Origin of the sequence: Sphingobacterium rhinopitheci, assembly GCF_022627575.1 — a bacterium.
Lineage (GTDB): Bacteria > Bacteroidota > Bacteroidia > Sphingobacteriales > Sphingobacteriaceae > Sphingobacterium > Sphingobacterium rhinopitheci.
On the sequence record NZ_JADEYQ010000001.1, the window covers coordinates 269,039 to 288,959 of the forward strand.

The following is a 19,921-nucleotide window of genomic DNA, read 5'->3' on the forward strand; positions in this document are numbered from 1 at the left end:
TTTTCACAATCGGAACTCTAGGCACAGTTGTAATTTCCTTATTGCATATTTTTTTGGCTTTGGGTCTATCATTAACCTCAGTTCATTCTTCGTTTTTTGTCCTTTATCCAATATTTTTTGCCTTTCTTATGATTGGTTTTGGATTAACACTTAAAAAGCAAAAAGAAACTAAATCCGCATAAAAACCATTTTTCTAAACATTTTTTAATCAGCTAACGCTGATAGTTAACGTTCAATGCCTTTATAATGTTCATCAGTAGGTATACTTCCTGTTGGTCGAGCCATTTTGTGGCCTTTTGCAATATCTTGTAGGCTGCAGGTATTTCTTTAATCAAATTAGAAATATCCTAAACTTTTCTGTGCAATTCTCCCAAATTCTAAATATCTAAACTGTTATTTACATATTCTAATCCACATTGACTTCAAATGTATAAGGTGCATCTTTAGGCCGTTCGAATATTTCTTTCAGAGGGACATATAGCGTTCAATGACTGGATACTGCAATACAATACCAGTTTCGGTTTATTGTTTTTAGCGATATTTTATTGTGATTTGTTGCTGCTACTTCAACACTAATAGCTGAATCTATAAAAGATTTAGTAAAAACATTACTAGCTAAAAACTTAAAACGAATAATATAAATTCTAAACACTTAAGCCACAAAATTAAATATTAATTCAATATATATTAGAAAACTGATATGTTGTAAAACATAAATCAGATTTTGATGTTATAAACTATAAATTATTGTTATTTAATAAAAAAAATTTAGAATTAATTATGAAAACCTATTTATTCTTTATGTTGTTATTGATGAGCATCAACATTTCCAATGCTCAAAACATACAAGACAGCATTGCAACAAAACATTCTAAAAAAGATAGCAACCAGCATAAGAAAAACAAGATTGACAGCACAACGACTAAACACTGGAATATAAAGGGGACAACCTCTCTTTCAGGGAATCAATCAGCATTCAGTAATTGGCTAAATGGAGGAACAAGCAATATTACAGTAAATTTGCGATTGAATTATGATTTCAACTACAAAAAAGACAATTGGGTTTTAGACAATAAATTTATAACGGCTTATGGCTTCAACAGAAATAAGTTTAGTTCCGTAAAAAAAACAGAAGATAAAATCGAACTCAATTCTATATTAGCTAGAAATATAGAAAAAGAATGGCACTATTCATTCTTCTTCAACTTCAAATCTCAATTTGGTAAAGGCCTAGATCCTAAAGATCCAAAAAATAAAGTATCACATTTTTTATCCCCCATATTCTTAATGACTGGACCAGGTATATTTTGGAGAAAGTCTGATAATTTCAAAATTAATTTCTCACCTGCTACACCTCGATTTGTATTCGTCCATAGTGAGTTCACAAAAATGGGCAAATCATTTGGCGTATCACAAAATGAAGTACATCGTTTTGAATTTGGTTCCACAGTGTATGCATACTACAAATTTGATATAATGAAGAATGTTACTATGGAAAATATCTTAGGTCTTTTTGCAGATTATACCCATGATTTTTCAAAAGTAGATATTGATTATCAAGCAAGCTTATATTTGAAAGTAAATAAATTTATATCTGCCAATGTATATTATGATGTATTGTACGATTATGATACCTCTAAAAAACTACAACAAAAAGAAACTGTCGGTATAGGGTTTAAATATTCATTCTAAAAAAGCAATCGCTTTAGTTTTTATACTAGAGAAATCTAATACTAAGAAAACAATTTGACGCAAAGATATCCGAATGAAATAATAAACTTTAGGACTAAGTTGAACAAACGGAATTTGAAATATCTACACCACATATGAGGGTATAAAGCAAAAATGCGTTAATAAGCTATTAATAAACGGCTAAAAATTTGTTTATTTAAGAAATATAAAAAAATCCCTACAAAATATTAAACAATACGAAGTGGATAACACCTCTAATTGAACATATCTAAACAGCTTAAAACTCCTCACTTTTTAAAAACAAAAGGTAGAATAAAATGAAGAAAAAATATATAACCAATTTTTTCTTATATTTATAAGAAAGCTATAATGTTATGAAAGACAATTTTTCAAATTCTTCAGACAAATACGCTAAGTTTCGGCCCACCTATCCGCAAACTATTTTTGAATTTTTATACCCTTTATTAAGAGAAAAAAATAGAGCGTGGGATTGCGGAACCGGCAATGGCCAAATCGCACTAGAGCTTAGCAAGGAATTCGACAGAGTAGAAGCAACAGACATCAGTCGATCCCAGCTAAACCATGCTTTTCAAGAGAAAAACATACAGTATTCTCAACAACCGGCGGAAAAAACAAATTTCGAAAGTAATTCCTTTGATTTAATTACCGTCGGGCAAGCGGTGCATTGGTTTGATATTGAATTATTCAACCAAGAAGTCAAGCGTGTAGGTAAGCAAAATAGTATCATAGCCTTAATAGGCTACGAATTAGCTTATATAACGCCTGAAATTGACGAAGTGATTCTACATTTTTACAAAAAAATAATCGGTCCCTATTGGGATGCCGAAAGAAAGCATTTAGAACAACGCTATGAGTCGATTCCATTTCCTTTCAAAGAACTAGAAACTCCGGCAATCACTAACATTAAACTTTGGAAATTAGAGCATTTAATTGGCTACTTAAATACATGGTCTTCCGTAAAACACTTTATCAAGGCACAAGGTTATAATCCAATCGATGAAATAAGTAAAGACCTAAAACTAGCTTGGGGAACTACAGAAATACGTAAAGTAAACTTTCCTATCATATTTAGAGTAGGAAGAATAAAATGATCTTCCTACTCTAGTTTATTTAAAATCTATCCCAGAAAAATGATAGCTCAGTCGCCAAAGATCTAAGACAAGCATCCTCCTGACCACGATGATGAATCTCTTTATGATTAAAATATAGAATAGGCTGAATCACACTAACACGTAGCTCAACATACATAGCAAACTCCTCATGAAATTGCCCCTTTGAAATTTGATTGTACAATTCATAATTTGAAGCAATATCTAAATCCCACATTTCCATGATAGCTTTTTAAGTAACCAAGTGAACACTATAATTATAGCCTACCTTTTGATTTTTCAGAGTAGCATTTAATTCAAGTACAGCTATACAGAACAATTCATTTATCCTACCATCATTTGTATGCATTTAATCGTAATGAATGTAAATAGTTTATTCTCAAAAAACCGCTATATAGCCTTAAGTGTCGAGGCACGATATAACTACCAAGCTTTCAACAATTCATCTTTAGAAATAATAGTTTCTGTCATCATCATTACAATGAATATATAGTTATGTTATATAGATGATTTCTAGTATTGACGGCTGCATATCCTTAGATTACACCTTGAAGAATATATTTAAACATTTTTTATTACGCTAGTAAAACTATTATATCTCTAATTTTTCGTAAATTGTCACTATGAAAATATTAATATTTGGAGCAAGCAACAGTTATGACTCTATCAATAAAAAGTTTGTCACTAGTGTGAGTAAATATTATAAAGAGTTGGACGATGAAAAGGAAATATTAGATCTTAATGATTATGATATGCCTATCTTTAGCAAGCAACATGAAGAAAAAAATGGTATACCTCAAAAAGCATTAGATTTTGCACAAAAGATAGATTGGGCAGATCTAATCCTAATTTCTTTCGCAGAAAACAATGGAAACTACAACGCATGTTATAAGAATATAATAGACTGGATTTCAAGAATACCTGGACGAAAAATATATCAAAACAAAGCTGTTTTTCTTTTAGCGACCAGCCCTGGAGCAAGAGGAGGCCAATCAGTGTTACAAATCGCTACGGACAGAATGCCTTTTGATGGCGCAGAAGTATTAGAAACATTTTCATTACCTGAGTTCAACACTAAATTTGAAAATGGTAAAGGCATTACCGATAATCTTCTTCGCAGCCAACTAGAAGCTAAAGTAAGAAAAACAAAACGCTTGATGGCAGCACGTTTAACACAATCGTAGTAAACTAAATTTATTATTAATTGTTATTAACATATTAGAAATCTCTATATCATGGCAAAAAAAGTTTTATTATTAGTAGGTGACTTCGTAGAAGATTACGAAGCAATGGTTCCTTTTCAAGCAATGGGCTCTATCGGCATCGAAGTAGATGCTGTAGCTCCAGATCGTAATAGTACAGAAAGTGTACCTACTGCAATTCATGATTTTGTAGGATTTCATACTTATCAAGAATTGCGAGGACATAACTTTGCTTTAAATAAAGACTTTGATAAAGTAAATCCTGAAGATTATGACGGCTTATATATCGCTGGAGGAAGATCAGCAGAATACATCCGTCTTAATAAACGTGTAATAGAAATTGTACAGCATTTCTTTGAGCAGAATAAGCCTGTAGCAGCAATCTGTCACGGCATACAGGTTTTGACAACAGCACGTGTATTAGAGGGCCGTACATTAACCTCATATATTGCTGTAGGACCAGATATAGAACTTGCGGGAGGGATTTGGAAAAATGTCCCTGCTGACCAATCTGTATTAGATGGTAATCTAGTTACCTCACCCGCATGGCCAGGACATCAAGCTATCCTTAAAGATTTCTATACGTTATTAGGCATTTCAATCAACTCATAAAAAAATGAAAAAAAGAAAAAAGGTATGGTTTATAGCCATACCTATTATTTTAATATTAGGTTATTTAATATACGATGGTTATAGCCAACCAAGCTTGACAAGTATACCAGGTCAGTTTGAAGAAGTTGCTTTTATTAGAAACGAACAAAATAAAGGAGGCATTGTACGAATTTATGCTGTAACAGTTGGTAATATGACGGATGCAGCATACGATGTAGCGGCGGATTTATTCCCTATAAATGACTATAATAGCGTCACAAGAATATTCTTTTTTGACAAAAATAAACCTTTTCCTAAAGAATTAAGTTTAGATCCCCCCTATTATGACACTACACAATACGAGGCTGTTCATATCTTAAAGCGAACAGGTACAAACTAAGATAATGATGCGTTAATAAAAATTAAATAATTACATCATATTCAATTTTTATTTTTGAATAGCAAACAGGTAGTATGGCACAAAAGTTTATTCCTAGAGATATAAGTTGGTTAAGTTTTAATGGTAGGGTTTTACAAGAAGCAGCTGACAAACATGTCCCCATTGCTTCTAGGATAAATTTTCTAGGTATATTTTCTAATAATTTAGACGAATTTTTTCGTGTTCGTGTTGCTGGCTTAAAACGAGCATTAATTGTAGACGAGAAAGAAGCTAAAGAAATATTCTTTGAAAAACCACAAATTATACTAGATCAAATCACTTCTATTGTCATCAAACAACAAAAGAAATTTGATACCATTTGGAATGATATACAGAAAGGAATGGCCAAAGAATCTGTATATCTTAAGACCAATGAGAATTTAACGCTAGAACAGCAGAAATTTGTACGAAGCTATTATGAAGATGAGGTAGAGCCAAATATTATCCCACTATTATTGGATGAACATAGAAATATGCCTTACATACGGGATAAATCATTGTATTTGGGGATATCTATGCGAAAAGAGGAATGGCAGTATGAAACGAAGTATGCCGTTATAGAAATACCTACTACACAAAATGGAAGATTCACCATCTTACCCTCACCAAAGAATGAGGTCCATGTCATTCTATTAGAAGATATTATAAAGTATAATTTACCGTATATATTTTCATATTTCGGTTTTGATAGCTTTAGTGTGCATGCATTTAAAATAACAAAAGATGCTGAGTTTGATATTGACAATGACATACAAACTAGCCTGGCCGAAAAAATAGCTAAAGCGCTAAAAAATAGACGAAAAGGAAAACCTACCCGTTTTGTTTTTGATGAAGAAATGGACAAAGGCTTAGTAGAATTCTTAATAAAAAAACTTCATCTTTCAAAAAAAGACAGTATAATTCCCGGTTCAAAGATTCATAATTTCAAAGATTTTATGAATTTCCCTAATGTTTTCAAGACCAATAAACCAGTAGAACGCACCTCCTTTTTGCACCCGGATTTGGCTCCATACTTTCGTGTTACAGATGTTATAACTAAAAAGGATGTTCTCCTTTCTTTTCCATATCATAGTTTTGTTCACGTGATTGATTTATTAAGAGAGGCAGCAATGGATCCCGATGTGATATCTATTCAAATCACTGCCTATCGTTTAGCTAGTAATTCCAAAATCGGTAATGCATTAATCAATGCTGTACGCAATGGTAAAGAGGTAACGGTAATGTTGGAGCTTAGAGCACGGTTTGATGAACAAAACAATCTCAATTGGAAAGAGAAATTTGAAACTGAAGGAGTTCAAGTTTTAGTAGGTATACCCAATAAAAAGGTACATGCCAAACTCTGTGTAATAAAAAAACGAGTAAATAAAAAAACCATACAATATGGTTTCGTAAGTACAGGAAACTTTAATGAAAAAACAGCAAAAATATACGGTGACTATTGTCTTATGACGAGCAATAGAGCAATAATGGCTGATATAAATAAAGTATTCGCAGCGATCCGAAAACCAATCGAAGACATCAGCCTTCTTACGCAAAAAACTGGCAAAGGACTAATTGTCTGCCCTAATCAAATGAGGGAGACTATGATGTCCTATATAGATACTGAAATCATCGAAGCATTAGCTGGACGAAAAGCCCATATCATCATAAAAGTAAACTCATTGAGTGATAAAGAAATGATAAAAAAAATATATGAGGCTGCAAAAGCAGGTGTAAAAGTAGAAATGATAATAAGGAGCATATACTGTGCTACCAATCAAAAAGCTTTTGACAAACCCATATATGCTATTAGTATTGTGGATGAGTACCTAGAGCATGCGCGCGTTATGTACTTCTACAATAAAGGTGAAAATTCAATTTATATATCTTCAGCAGATTGGATGACAAGAAATCTAGATCATAGAATAGAGGCTGCAGTAAGTATTCAAGATAAAAAAATAAAAAATGAATTATTGGAAATGCTAAAAATCCAATTGAAAGGAAATGTAAAAACAAGAATTCTCGACAATAAACTATCGAATGAATATGTAACAAATAACAAACCTCCTTTTCGTTCGCAGATCGAACTTTATAGATATTTGAAAGATATAGCCTCAAAAACAGAATAATTGATGACTTTGGCATAGGCATACACCTTAAAAACAATCCCATCCATCGAAACAATGAGATATAGATTCTTTTGAGGTCGATTCTGCCAAGCAACTACTTCGCTAGTGCGCATTGGTGATAAGGAAATTAGTGGATGTGGATATGTAAAAATCATGCATTTAACGGATTTGCACCTTAATGTCAGTAACGTTCATTCCTTTAGCGCAAAAAGATAATAATATTTTCCAGCCAATCGGTATTCCTGTGACGTTTCGGGATTAAAAAAGGTAGGTAACTACCAGATCGATTGCTCGGTACTTTAATCTCCGACTCGCCGGATAAGGATTATATTTATTTATTCCATGACCGTTTCATTAATAGCCATGAATCACCTTGTCGTGTTATGAATGGTCAAAACAATAGTGTAATTATCCATATAGCATGTGTTCTACAGCATTATTATGTAGTTCTTTGAAAATGATGTTAAATCTTCTCCATTCTAAAAGAATTTGCAAAAAGTATTGTTATTCAATAAATCTACTTTATCGATCATAACTATGGAACGTCTAAATTCAGAATAACATTTCAACTTACACAGTTAGCGAGATGCTACCAACGAAAAAAGCCTCTCGAACTTATTCGAGAGGCTTGACACTAAATTATTAACTATAATTAACTACACCCTATTTCCATCCGCCTCCTAAAGCTTTGTACAATACGATTTGATTCAATAGGTTTTCCTTCTGCAACTCCACTTGTGCTACTTGTGCTGATATTATACCTTTTTGTGCTGTAATAATATCCAAATAACTAACACGTCCAGCTATAAACAATTCTTCTGCAGCTTCGATTGAAGACCCCAAAGCTTTCACTTGGTCTTCGATCAATACCGCTCTATCTTGAATCGCTTGTTGCGTCTGCACTGCCAAAGAAACTTCATTTACAGCATTTAGAATTGCTTTTTCATATTCTAAAAAAGAAATACCATATTCTGCTTTCATTATTTCATATTCACTTTTTAGTTCACGCTGACGTAGGATAGGAATATTTATACCTCCAAATAATCCATAAGCTACCGACTTATCAAGGTTAAATAACTTATCAAAGCTAAATGTCTGTAACCCCAAATAAGGACTAATGGCTACTGAAGGAAGAAATGCTAAACGAGCAACGTCAACATTGGCAAATTTACTTTTCAAAAGAAAGCCTGCTTGTCTTATATCTATCCTATTATTTAATAATAAATCAAAAGAACCTACATTAGCATCTGCGAATAAGTTTTTTTGCATCACCTGAGTACCAGATCGCTCTATGGGCTGATATATCCTCCCTAGTAATTGATTGATCTGATGTTCATATTTCAAGATTTCTTGTAAGGCGAAAGCTCTATTAGCACGGGACTCAGCAAGAATTGATTTAAATTGCTGCACCGCCAATTCATCAGCACGCCCTGCTTCTTTTTGTGCTTCTACTATTTCTAAAGCTCGCTCATGAAGGAGAATATTTTCATTGTAAACAATAATTTTTTCATCCAAGCCAATAAGCTCAAAATAGGCTGCCGAAATACTACTTACAAGCTCTGTTTGTACTAATCGATGTGCTTCTTTATCTGCCATATACCCCATATAAGCAGCTTCTCTTCTATTGCGTAGTTTTCCCCAAATATCAATCTCCCAAGAGGAACGGACACCTACAAAATAATCTGGAATAAATGGTTCAGGAATCTTCTCATCGGCTTTTAGATTGTCAGAGAAATTAGAATCATAATTTCCTATTCCAGATTCCGTATAATGTCCATATTTACGTATACCACCTTCTATAGCACCTTCCAAAGAAGGTAATAAAGCCGCTTTTCGTTGTTTAAAATTGGCCTGAGCTATTTCGATACGGAGTAAAGCTTGACGTAGATCTTGATTATTTGCTAAGCCAATATCTATCAATTCTATAAGCTTATCATCGTTGAATACAGTACGCCAAGAAATATTAGCCAAGGAAGTAGTATCTTTTAATATTTGTGAAGCATTAGCCTCTATGTTTTGAGACAGTTGCTCCGGTACAATTTTCTTAGGAACCGAACAAGCAGAAAACAAAAATAGTACCCCGATAATAGCTGCACCTTTTGTTACTTTCTTCTTATTGCCCTTTGCAAATAACACAATCAATCCCGGGATAACAATAACACCCAAAACTGTACCTATAATCATCCCTCCAACAGAAGCTGTTCCAATTGTACGATTCCCTAATGCTCCAGCTCCAGTAGCTAACATTAATGGAATAAGTCCCGCTGCAAAAGCAAATGATGTCATCAAAATAGGGCGCAAACGCGCTACTGCACCTTCAATCGATGCGGTTAATACATCCATTCCTTGCTTATGCTTCAGATTGGCATACTCTACAATCAGAATTGCATTTTTACCCAATAAACCAATTAACATTACCAATGCTACCTGCGCATAAATATTATTTTCTAAACCTAAAATTTTGAGAAATAAGAATGAGCCAAATATACCAGCAGGTAAACATAATATCACTGGTAGTGGCAATAAGAAGCTTTCGTATTGAGCAGATAATAATAAGTAAACAAATACTAAACACAATAAGAAAATATAAGCCGCTTGATTTCCTGAAATCTTTTGCTCACGCGTCATTCCAGACCATTCGATTTCATATCCTTGAGGTAAAGATTCAGCTAATTTCTCTACTGCTTCGATTGCTTGTCCAGAGCTAAATCCTGGAGCTGCTTGTCCTGTAACCATTGCTGAATTGAACATATTGTATCGCGTAATCTGCTCTGGACCATAGACACGATTCATCTTCATAAAAGAAGAGTAAGGAACCATTTCACCTTCAGCAGTCTTAACATACAGAGCCAATACATCTTCTGGTTTTTGACGCGTAAAAGCATCCGATTGAACCATTACTTTGTACATCTGGCCATAACGAATGAAATTGGTCGCATACTGACTTCCTAATAATGTCTGCAATGTATTCATTGCATTTTCTACCGAAACACCTTTTTTTGCTGCTAAGTCATAATCTATTTCCAACATATACTGTGGAAAACCAACGTCAAAAGTTGTACTTGCTGATTCAATAACATTATCCGCTTCCAAAGCTTTAATAAAATCATTGACAACAACACTTGTTTTATTTAAATCCTCATTTCCACTTTTATCTAATAATCGCATCTCAAAACCGGATGAATTACCAAATCCTGGTACTGTAGGTGGCGGAAAGAATTCTAGCGTAGCGTCTGCGATATGTGCTGTCTTTTCACGTAAAATACGCATCACATCGTCTACTGTTTCTTTACGGTCATCCCAAGCTTTAAGGTTGATCATACCCATTCCATAAGAAGAACCAGAAACTTCAGTTATGATACTATATCCTGCCAGCGTAGAAACTGTCTCAACCATATCTAAATCACGGGCTATCTGATCCACCTCATCCAATACAGCCTCCGTTCTATCTACAGTCGCCCCCGGTGGAGTCGTAACCGCAACGTATACCATTCCTTGATCTTCAGTAGGAATAAAACCACTAGGCACAATAGACATCGTACCCCAAGTCGCAATAAACATGATCACCAAGGTCAATAAAGTAAGTATGCGACGTCCTGCAATACGTGTTAATAATCCTTTATATCGTCCCGCAATTTTCTCATAATAGTGATTGAATCCTTTAAAGAATCGTGCTAACAAACCATTACTTTCTTTGGCATCATGTGGTGAACGCAATATAATAGCACATAATGCTGGTGTTAATGTCAAAGCATTAATACCAGAAATAAAGATAGAAGCTGCTAAAGTCAACGAAAATTGACGATAGAACACACCAACAGGTCCATCTAAGAAGGCAACAGGAATAAATACTGCCGACATCACTAAAGTAATCGCAATAACGGCTGTTCCTACCTCTTTCATAGCAGCCAATGTTGCTTCCATAGGTTGCATATGCTCTTCTTCCATCTTTGCATATACAGCTTCTACTACAACAATACCATTGTCCACAACGATACCAATAGCCAAAACCAGTGCAAATAAGGTTAACAAGTTTATGGAGAAGCCCATCAATTGCATAAAAAACAATGCACCAATCAAACATACAGGCACTGCTAATATGGGAATAATCGTCGCTCTAAGATTTTGCAAAAATATAAAGACAACAATAAATACTAAGATAAATGCTTCCAACAGGGTTACTAATACTTTACCAATAGAAGCATCCAAGAAACGTGAGACGTCATAGCCCATCGTATATGTCATTCCCGGAGGGAATGTACTGCCTTTAAGCTCTTCCATACGATCTTTTACGCGCTGAATAACTTCCTGAGCATTAGATCCTGGCAATTGTTTTAACATGATAGATGCAGAAGGACGACCATCTGTTTTAGATACCATCTCATAATCTAAAGATCCAAATTCTACATCAGCGATATCTTTAACACGAATAATAGAACCATCTGCATTGGCACGAATAGGTATATTATTGTATTCCTCTACTTCTGTAAACTTACCTGGATAGCGCAATACATATTGTTGCATATTGCGGGCTTTGTCAGATGAAATACCTGTTTGCCCTGGTGCAGCCTCAATATTTTGACGACGCAAAGCAGCCACAAGCTCATCAGTAGAAATAGCATACGAGGACATACGATCAGGTTTTACCCATATACGCATCGCATAATCCTTCGCTCCCATAATCTGTGCAAAACCAACTCCTTCGATACGCTTTAATTCTTTTAAGATATTGATATCTGTAAAGTTGTAAATGAATCGTTCGTCGGCCGTCGCATCATCCGTAAACATATTGAGATACATAAGCATGGAGTTTACCTCTTTTTCTGTGGTAACCCCTGCTTTGATAACTTCCTCTGGTAATTCATCCAATACAGTAGTCACTCTGTTTTGAACGTTTACAGCGGCAATATCGGGATCTACTCCTACCTTAAAGAATACCTGAATTAATGTAGTACCATTATTTGTCGATACCGTATTCATAGATGTCATACCAGCGACACCATTGATAGCACGCTCCAATGGTATAGCTACCGCATTAGTACTCACCTCCGCATTAGCACCCGTATAATTCGCCGTCACCACTACGGATGGTGGTACAATATCAGGGAATTGTGTGATAGGCAAAGTAAATAAGGCCAATAACCCCAGTAAGGTTATAAAGATCGAAATAACCAGTGACAAGACTGGTCTTCTTATATACGTTTCAAACATCTATTTCATCCCTCCTTGTGTGCTTAAAACTTCTTGAGGTTGTATTTGCATACCATCACGCAAAGATTGTACTCCTTCATATACCACTTTGGTGTTTGGTGCCAAACCATCTTCAACAATATAATAATGACCTACGCGCTGTCCATTTTTAAATGGAGTCATCTTTACTTTGTTGTCATTACCGACAACATACACATAAGCCTTATCTTGAATCTCTAATACTGATTTTTGATGTACAAATAATAAATCACCTGTACTCGTCGGCACACCTATTCTACCTGAGGCTCCATGTTTTAATAGACCAGTAGGATTATTAAATTGAGCACGCAAAGAAATGGACCCTGTACTCGCTTCAAATTCATTTTCTACCAACTCTGCTACACCAGCATAAGGATATATATCACCATTAGCCAGTATTAATTTAACATCCTGTTTAAAGGATTTATCTTTAAAAGAAGAGTCTGTAGCAAGATCCAAATATTCAGATTCAGAAATATTATAATATACATTTACATGCTCTAAATCTGAAATGGTAGTAATCAAAGCGCCTTCCGTAAGCAACGATCCTTCTTTCAATTGAATACGATCAATCTTACCATCAAAAGGAGCACGAATCAATGTGTAGCTTAATTTTGTACTTGCTTGATTCAAAATTGCCTCTCCTTCATTAACTTTAGAGATAGCCGCTCGCAACTGTACTTGCAACAAGTCAGCTTCTGTAGAGCTCACAATATTCTTTTCAACAAGTTTTTTTGTACGTTCAATTTCCAACTCTACTTTCTTTACCTCCGCTTTAGCACTGTTCAGTGCTGCTCGTGCCTGTGCTAAATCGGCCTTATACTCTTCATCATTGAGGGCAAATAATATCTGTCCCTTCTTAACAAAAGCACCTTCATCAATATAGATTTTATTCAAAAATCCAGTAAGCCTAGAACGTAACTCTACATTCTTTTGTGATTGAATATCAGCGATATACTCTTTGTATATCACGGTATCCATTTGTACTAACTGAACTACAGGTACAGCCTTCAGCTGTTCTTCAGATTTAGCAACACCTTTGGAGTCTGTACAAGACGCAAAGATTAATGTTCCCCCCAATAAGGAGTACAACAAACTATTTTTCGACATAGTTATAAATAGATTATAATTGAATTATAAAAAAAGAAATTGACCACTAATGAATACTAGGGCCTAAAAAAAAGGAAATTAAAATAACTAAAACGGGATATACCTATATAGAAAAGTATAATAACCCGGCAAAATCAATCGCTTTACATAATATATAGAATGAATAACTCTATCATTAATTAAATAAATACGACGTAAAAGCCACGAGAAGTAAAGTATTACAGGTAATATACTTAGCAGCAGTACCAATATCCGATAATCATCAAACATAATCTCAGGTAACTTCTCCTTTTCATGATTATGGTCTAGTTCTAATATATCTTCCAATACCACTTCTAAAATGGTCTCACTTGCCGCTACTGGCTTTGAATCGAACAAATTACAATACTTCACCTCATAACAAAGGATGTTGAGGTAGCCAAAAAGCGCCATGAAGTACATAAATTTATACATATCGCAAATATAGAGAGCTCAAAACTATTAATAATAATAATCTTGTAAAAAAAATGTTAGATAGTTTATAATAATCTAAAGGGATTCTCTATTACCATAGAGAAAGAAAAATAATAAATAGAACAGTAATTTTGCTCCATTAACATATTATTCATGTAACCGATATTGAGTAAGATGATAGCTACTAGCTATTAAAACCTTCCTATGGCTATTCAAATCAGGATAAAACTCCTGATTAACTAGCAATATAGATGGACGATGCGCTGTAGGGTTATCCCCTTGACCTATTTTAAACCCTGTCCCTACATATGTCATCGACTCCAAGTCCTTGGTTAAATCTTGACGCAAACCAACAGCATACCAACTGCCTAGTTCTATATCACCCAATCCAGAAGGATAAATCTGAGCTTGCGATGATCTTACATATAGTAATGCGAAGGATAATATAAAGAATAGCATTTTCATAGTTTCGAGATAAAAGAATTATTGTTATTAACTTAATATTAAACAAAACTATAAAGTGATTCTGGAATAAATTAGGAATTACGACTCCAAGAAAATCTAATAAACTCAAATAAAGTATTTTTTAAAACTCTCAAGATTATATAATTATAGCTATCGCCCACTATCTAAAAAAATTGGTTTTAAAAAACAAATTCTTTTGCAAAAGTTAGAAATATTCATACTTTTGTTATTTAGAATTAATTTAAATAAAATTAACATAATTACATTATATTAAAATATATGAAAAAGACATTCTTTACTGTCCTATTAGTAGCGGCAGCATTATTTAGCAAAGCACAAAACAATACCCTTATGTCTGCAGACTTCTGGAAAAATTCTCCAAGTATAGAAGTTGTAAAAGCAGAAATAGCTAAGGGTAATAGTCCATCACAACAAAATGCAGGATTTTTTGACCCTGTAGTAATGGCGATCAATAATAAAGCATCGAATGATGTCGTTAAATTTTTAATTGATCAAAAAGGTAACGATATTAACAAAAAGACACATCACTCTAGAATATATTTACAATGGGCTGCCGCTCAAGGTAATTTGGATTTAGTAAACTATCTAATTGCCAAAGGATCTGATGTAAATTATAAGGATAGTCATGGTGAATCGGTGATTGCATATACAGCTACAGGTAATAAAAATACAGCAGTTTTTGATGCCTTATTCAAAGCAGGGGTTGACCCAAAAGCTAAATATGAAAATGATGCAAACCTTATTATGTATGCCATTGCATCTGACAATGATTTAAAAATTACAGATTATTTTATCTCTAAAGGTATTTCGCTACAGGATACCGATAAGTACGGCAGAACAGTAGCTGACTACGCTGCTAAGCTAGGTAATTTAGCGATTATCGATCAATTGATTGCAAGAGGTGTTAAACCTACGGATCAAGCACTATTCTTTGCTACACAAGGGTCACGTCAAAAGCAAAATGGTTTAGATGTATTCGAAACTTTAGTAACGAAATATAAATTAAACCCAAAAGCAGTAAATCCTGACGGAGGCAATATCTTACATGTTTTAGGACGTCGTCCGAATACCGAACTATTCAATTACTTCTTGAATCAAGGTGTGGATGTAGCTCAAGTAGATAAAGCAGGCAACACAGTATTAATTGCTACTGCCGGAGGACCGAACGTTGCTATTATAGAAACCTTATTAGCTAAAACAAAAAATGTAAATGCTAAAAATGAAGATGGCGAAACCGCATTAACAAAAGCTATTGCTGGAGGTACAGCTGAAGTTGCGGCATTATTGATCAAAAATGGTGCTGATGTAAATGTTTTAGATAAAAATGGAAATAATCTAGCTTACTATTGGTTCAACTCTTACCGTCCTGCGGGAGCACAAGCAGGTAGACCTGGTGCTGCAGCACAGAATCAAGGTCCTAAAGTAGATGACTTTGCGGAGAAATTAATGGTATTACAAAAAGCAGGTTTAGATTTCACAAAACCACAACAAAACGGCATTACTTTATTACACTTGGCTGTAGAGAAGGATAATTTAGCACTTATCAACCAAGCTATAGCCTTAGGTATAGATATCAATGCACAAGATGAAGAAGGCAATACAGCCTTACATAAAGCGGCGTTGACTGCAAAAAATGATAAAGTATTAGCAAAGCTTATTCAATTGGGAATCAATACAGAGTTGAAGACAGATTTTGATGAAACAGCTTATGATTTAGCGCAGCAAAATGACTTCTTAAAAAGTAACAATGTAAACATCGACTTTTTGAAAAAATAATATGAAACAAACTTATAAAACTTTATTACTAGCTTTTATAGCTGTATTGTTTAGTGCGAGTACTTTTGCGCAAACGACAAAGTACAAATGCATGATTCAGATGCAAAGTTATACGGGCAAAGAGGCATACCTTATTATCTCATTAATTAATCCTCAAGGACAATACGATAAAACATTAGCGGTATTAGGTCCAGATAATGAGTGGTATAACACCCTAATAGAATGGGATAAATTCCGCAAAAAGAAAAATGAAAAACTAAATGCTATTACTGGTGCTTCTATCGCTGGTGGTGCAAGAGCAACACGTGTATTAGATATTGATACAGATAAATTTAATAAAGGCTATAGCTTGCGTTTTGAATCTGCTGTAGAAACACAAAAATACTACGTTAAAGATGCTGAAATACCACTAACTACGACAGTATTAGATAATAAAGAAGGGGTAAAAGGAACTGGATATATCCGTCAAATACGATTTATTAAAGTACAATAATACTAAGAAAATGACATTATCTATTTGGAGGTATGCCCATCTTGCATTGGCCGTTATTTCCAGTGCCTTCTTGCTGATCCTTTCCATCACAGGTGTAATATTAGCCTACGATGCTATTGAAGAAAAAACTCCAGCATACCGTGTAAAAAATTTTAATGAAATAACACTCGCGCAAAGCCTACCAGCTTTGCGTGATGCATATTTTGAGGTTTTAGAAATCAAAATTGACCACAATGACTTTGTTACTATAGATGCTATGGATGAGGATGGTAATCCTTTACAAGGGTATATTAATCCTCTTACAGGCGAAATAATAGCAGAGATAAAACCCAAGAGCGATTTTATTCAATGGACAACCGCATTGCACCGTTCCTTATTTTTAAAAGAACCAGGACGTGCTATTGTAGGTATAGTTTCATTTTTACTAATGTTAATTACCATCAGTGGTTTTGTTCTTATTCTTAAAAGACAAAAAGGAATACGTCATTTCTTCGCTAAGGTAAATAAAGACTTCTTTTCTCAATATTTTCATGTCGTAACAGGTAGATGGCTGTTACTACCTGTGTTTATTATTGCCTTAACAGGTACTATTATCTTTATGGTACGTCTTGATTTTTTCAAATCAGAAAACATTGAAATTGATTATAAAAATAAAACCTCAGACGATATCACCAAAGAGTTAAAAGAAATAGAATTTTTCCAAAACACCAAACTTTCGGACGTCGAACGTATAGAGTTTCCATTTATCCCTGATGATGCTGCAGAGCCATTTATCGTGCACCTGAAAGATAGATCTGTTTTTATAAATCAAATAAATGGGGATATCATATCGGAAACACAATACCCTTATGCTGTAGTTTTAGAAAAAATAAACATTGACTTACATACGGGCAGAACAAATATTATTTGGGCTGTTATATTGGGTCTGGCATCATTAAATATTGTATTCTTTATTTATAGTGGATTTGTCATCACCTTCAAGCGTACACGTACAAAGATCAAAAATAAATATAAAGCGAGTGAAGCGGAGATTATAATACTTGTAGGTTCAGAAAATGGTACTACCCTATTTTTTGCGAACCAAGTACAAAAGCAGTTGATCTCCGATGGTAAGAAGGCATATTTATCAGAAATGAATAGATACCAAGCATACCCAAATGCTAAACATCTCCTCATATTCACTTCTACTTATGGATTAGGTGATCCACCAACTAATGCTACGCACTTTAAGGAATTAGTTAGTAAAATACCACAGAATCAAAAAATACAGTATTCAATTGTTGGTTTCGGGTCTAAATCATATGCAGATTATTGTGCCTACGCCGAAGATGTTGATCAATTCCTTTCACAACAAGAATGGGCCGAGCAAATTATAAACTTACAAACTGTAAATGATCGTGCTACAGAAGATTTTGTGAATTGGGTACAATTGTGGTGTGAAAAATCATTATATGCATTAGCAACAACTCCAGCAGTTTACAATAGTAAAGTGCCCGGATTAAAAAAATTCACTGTTGTAGAAAAAACTTCCGTAACAGAAGATAATAGCACATTCAAGGTAGTGCTTAAAGCACAATCTGGACTGAAGTTTGAATCAGGCGATCTTTTAGCGATCTACCCTGCCAATGATAATAAAGAGCGTTTTTATTCTGTAGGTAAATCAAATGGTGCTGTTCAGCTTATTGTTAAGTTATTTCCTGATGGATTAGGGTCGAGCTACCTACATAATCTTACTAAAGGAGATAGTATCCAAGCTAGAATAATGGCTAATCCTAATTTCCATGTACCACAATCAACGAATAAAATAGCAATGATTGCTAATGGAACAGGTATAGCACCATTCTTAGGGATGATACAAGAGAATAGCACAGACATAGAAATCAATCTTTATGTAGGATTTAGATACAATAACTCCTTAACACAGGGATATCAAACCTTTGCTGATGAACAAATACAGAAAAAACATTTACAGCATATACATTTTGCCTATTCAAGGGAAGGAAACAAACAATATGTAATGGATTTGATCCAAAGAGATGCAAAGTATTTCACAAACTTATTGAAAGATGGCGGCATAGTGATGATCTGTGGAGCACTTAAAATGCAGAAAGATGTAGAAATGCTATTAGACGAAATATGCATCACTTACAATGGTACACCATTACAGCATTATATAGATAATAAACAATTGCTAACGGATTGTTATTAATGAAGAAAAATAACTTATCGTCAACAAAAACAGTATTAATCTTACTGTTTTTGTTTTTTTTAAGCGTTAATATTTTCGCTCAACAGAAAGTGACTGTAGAAAGGCAAACTATCTTGATGGGATCACAATTTCAAATCACGATAGTAGCTGAGGATAGCTTAAAAGCAAACCACTATATCGATATGACGATCGATGAAATAGCACGAATCGAAGAATTGATATCAGAATGGCGCCCACATACGCAGATTTCTCAAGTGAATGCTTATGCCGGAATCAAACCTATCCAAGTAGATAGCGAAGTTTTTGATTTAACAAAAAGAGCTATTGCCTATTCTATGATGAGTGATGGCGCATTTGACATCAGCACAGCAGCAATGGATAGGATTTGGAAATTTGACGGTTCCATGGATACACTACCAAGCGCACAAGCCATAAAAAATTCTATTGCACATGTAGACTATAGAAATATAATACTAGACAGTACCAACAGTACTATTTTCCTGAAAAACAAAGGTATGAAAATAGGTTTTGGTTCGATAGGGAAAGGCTATGCTGCAGACAGAGGAAGAGAGCTCCTGCTCAAACACCATGTCGAAGGTGGTATTGTAAATGCATCTGGAGATCTTTCAACATGGGGCACACAACCAAATAAAAAACCATGGCTAATAGGGATACGCAATCCTTTCAAAAGGAATAAAGTTATCAAAGTATTAAAGCTTAAATATGAAGCTGTAGCCACTTCGGGATCCTATGAAAAGTATGCCGAAATAAATGACATCCGCTATTCACATATCATCAATCCCAAAACAGGCTATCCCGTTACAGGATTGACTAGTGTAACTATATATGGGCCATCAGCAGAATTTGCCAATGCCCTGAGTACATCTATAATGGTATTGGGAGCACAAGAAGGACGAAAATTAGTTAGGAAATACCCTAGCTACAAGTACTTGTTTATTACAGATAACGGTACTGTAATAAAATAACGTTAGTAAAAGAGCTA

Annotated in this window: 15 protein-coding genes; 10 read left to right on the forward strand and 5 right to left on the reverse strand. The window is 34.3% G+C overall.

The features are described from left to right. Window positions 1-780 precede the first annotated feature (780 nt). Both IP023_RS01245 and IP023_RS01250 read left to right on the forward strand, forming a co-directional pair. Window positions 781-1,692, forward strand: coding sequence for a DUF3078 domain-containing protein (locus IP023_RS01245; protein WP_241788429.1), 912 nt, complete (start codon window positions 781-783; stop codon window positions 1,690-1,692). A 374-nt stretch (window positions 1,693-2,066) separates the two neighbouring features. After that, the gene (locus IP023_RS01250; protein ID WP_241788430.1) at window positions 2,067-2,804 is read left to right on the forward strand and encodes a class I SAM-dependent methyltransferase; all 738 of its coding nucleotides are present in this window, start codon (window positions 2,067-2,069) and stop codon (window positions 2,802-2,804) included. Window positions 2,805-2,823: 19 nt separating this feature from the next. Here IP023_RS01250 and IP023_RS01255 read toward each other — a convergent pair whose 3' ends face one another. Further along, window positions 2,824-3,039 (reverse strand): hypothetical protein, encoded by a 216-nt coding sequence (locus IP023_RS01255; RefSeq protein ID WP_241788431.1) that lies wholly within the window; start codon window positions 3,037-3,039, stop codon window positions 2,824-2,826. Window positions 3,040-3,445: 406 nt separating this feature from the next. Here IP023_RS01255 and IP023_RS01260 point away from each other — a divergent pair, with 406 nt between their 5' ends. The 4 genes from IP023_RS01260 (at window position 3,446) to ppk1 (ending at window position 7,162) form a co-directional block, all read left to right on the forward strand. Then, a complete protein-coding gene (locus IP023_RS01260) occupies window positions 3,446-4,006 on the forward strand; it encodes an NADPH-dependent FMN reductase (RefSeq protein WP_241788432.1) in 561 nt (186 codons plus the stop codon). A 51-nt stretch (window positions 4,007-4,057) separates the two neighbouring features. Then, the gene (locus IP023_RS01265) at window positions 4,058-4,636 is read left to right on the forward strand and encodes a DJ-1/PfpI family protein (RefSeq protein ID WP_241788433.1); all 579 of its coding nucleotides are present in this window, start codon (window positions 4,058-4,060) and stop codon (window positions 4,634-4,636) included. A gap of 4 nt (window positions 4,637-4,640) precedes the next feature. Next, window positions 4,641-5,015: a hypothetical protein gene (locus tag IP023_RS01270; protein ID WP_241788434.1), complete on the forward strand. Its 375-nt coding sequence runs from the start codon at window positions 4,641-4,643 to the stop codon at window positions 5,013-5,015. Between the two features lie 74 nt (window positions 5,016-5,089). Further along, window positions 5,090-7,162: a polyphosphate kinase 1 gene (gene ppk1 / locus IP023_RS01275; protein ID WP_241788435.1), complete on the forward strand. Its 2,073-nt coding sequence runs from the start codon at window positions 5,090-5,092 to the stop codon at window positions 7,160-7,162. A gap of 663 nt (window positions 7,163-7,825) precedes the next feature. On the opposite strand, the gene IP023_RS01280 is transcribed toward ppk1, so the two are convergent. From IP023_RS01280 to IP023_RS01295, 4 genes are all read right to left on the reverse strand, one after another. Further along, a complete protein-coding gene (locus tag IP023_RS01280) occupies window positions 7,826-12,373 on the reverse strand; it encodes an efflux RND transporter permease subunit (protein ID WP_241788436.1) in 4,548 nt (1,515 codons plus the stop codon). Continuing rightward, the gene (locus IP023_RS01285) at window positions 12,374-13,501 is read right to left on the reverse strand and encodes an efflux RND transporter periplasmic adaptor subunit (RefSeq protein WP_241788437.1); all 1,128 of its coding nucleotides are present in this window, start codon (window positions 13,499-13,501) and stop codon (window positions 12,374-12,376) included. 87 nt (window positions 13,502-13,588) lie between these two features. Further along, window positions 13,589-13,954, reverse strand: a complete 366-nt coding sequence (locus IP023_RS01290; RefSeq protein WP_241788438.1) for a hypothetical protein — start codon at window positions 13,952-13,954, stop codon at window positions 13,589-13,591. 147 nt (window positions 13,955-14,101) lie between these two features. After that, window positions 14,102-14,419: a hypothetical protein gene (locus IP023_RS01295; protein ID WP_241788439.1), complete on the reverse strand. Its 318-nt coding sequence runs from the start codon at window positions 14,417-14,419 to the stop codon at window positions 14,102-14,104. A gap of 279 nt (window positions 14,420-14,698) precedes the next feature. Here IP023_RS01295 and IP023_RS01300 point away from each other — a divergent pair, with 279 nt between their 5' ends. The 4 genes from IP023_RS01300 to IP023_RS01315 are packed head-to-tail and all read left to right on the forward strand — an operon-like array spanning window position 14,699 to window position 19,904. Then, window positions 14,699-16,216 carry an ankyrin repeat domain-containing protein gene (locus IP023_RS01300; RefSeq protein WP_241788440.1) on the forward strand — a complete coding sequence of 506 codons (1,518 nt, stop codon included), beginning with the start codon at window positions 14,699-14,701 and terminating at the stop codon, window positions 16,214-16,216. 1 nt (window position 16,217) lies between these two features. Continuing rightward, the gene (locus tag IP023_RS01305) at window positions 16,218-16,709 is read left to right on the forward strand and encodes a DUF2271 domain-containing protein (RefSeq protein ID WP_241788441.1); all 492 of its coding nucleotides are present in this window, start codon (window positions 16,218-16,220) and stop codon (window positions 16,707-16,709) included. A 10-nt stretch (window positions 16,710-16,719) separates the two neighbouring features. Beyond that, window positions 16,720-18,918 (forward strand): PepSY domain-containing protein, encoded by a 2,199-nt coding sequence (locus IP023_RS01310; RefSeq protein WP_241788442.1) that lies wholly within the window; start codon window positions 16,720-16,722, stop codon window positions 18,916-18,918. Continuing rightward, window positions 18,918-19,904, forward strand: a complete 987-nt coding sequence (locus IP023_RS01315) for an FAD:protein FMN transferase (protein WP_241788443.1) — start codon at window positions 18,918-18,920, stop codon at window positions 19,902-19,904. The genes IP023_RS01310 and IP023_RS01315 overlap by 1 nt, the downstream gene beginning before the upstream one ends. Window positions 19,905-19,921: the final 17 nt, after the last annotated feature.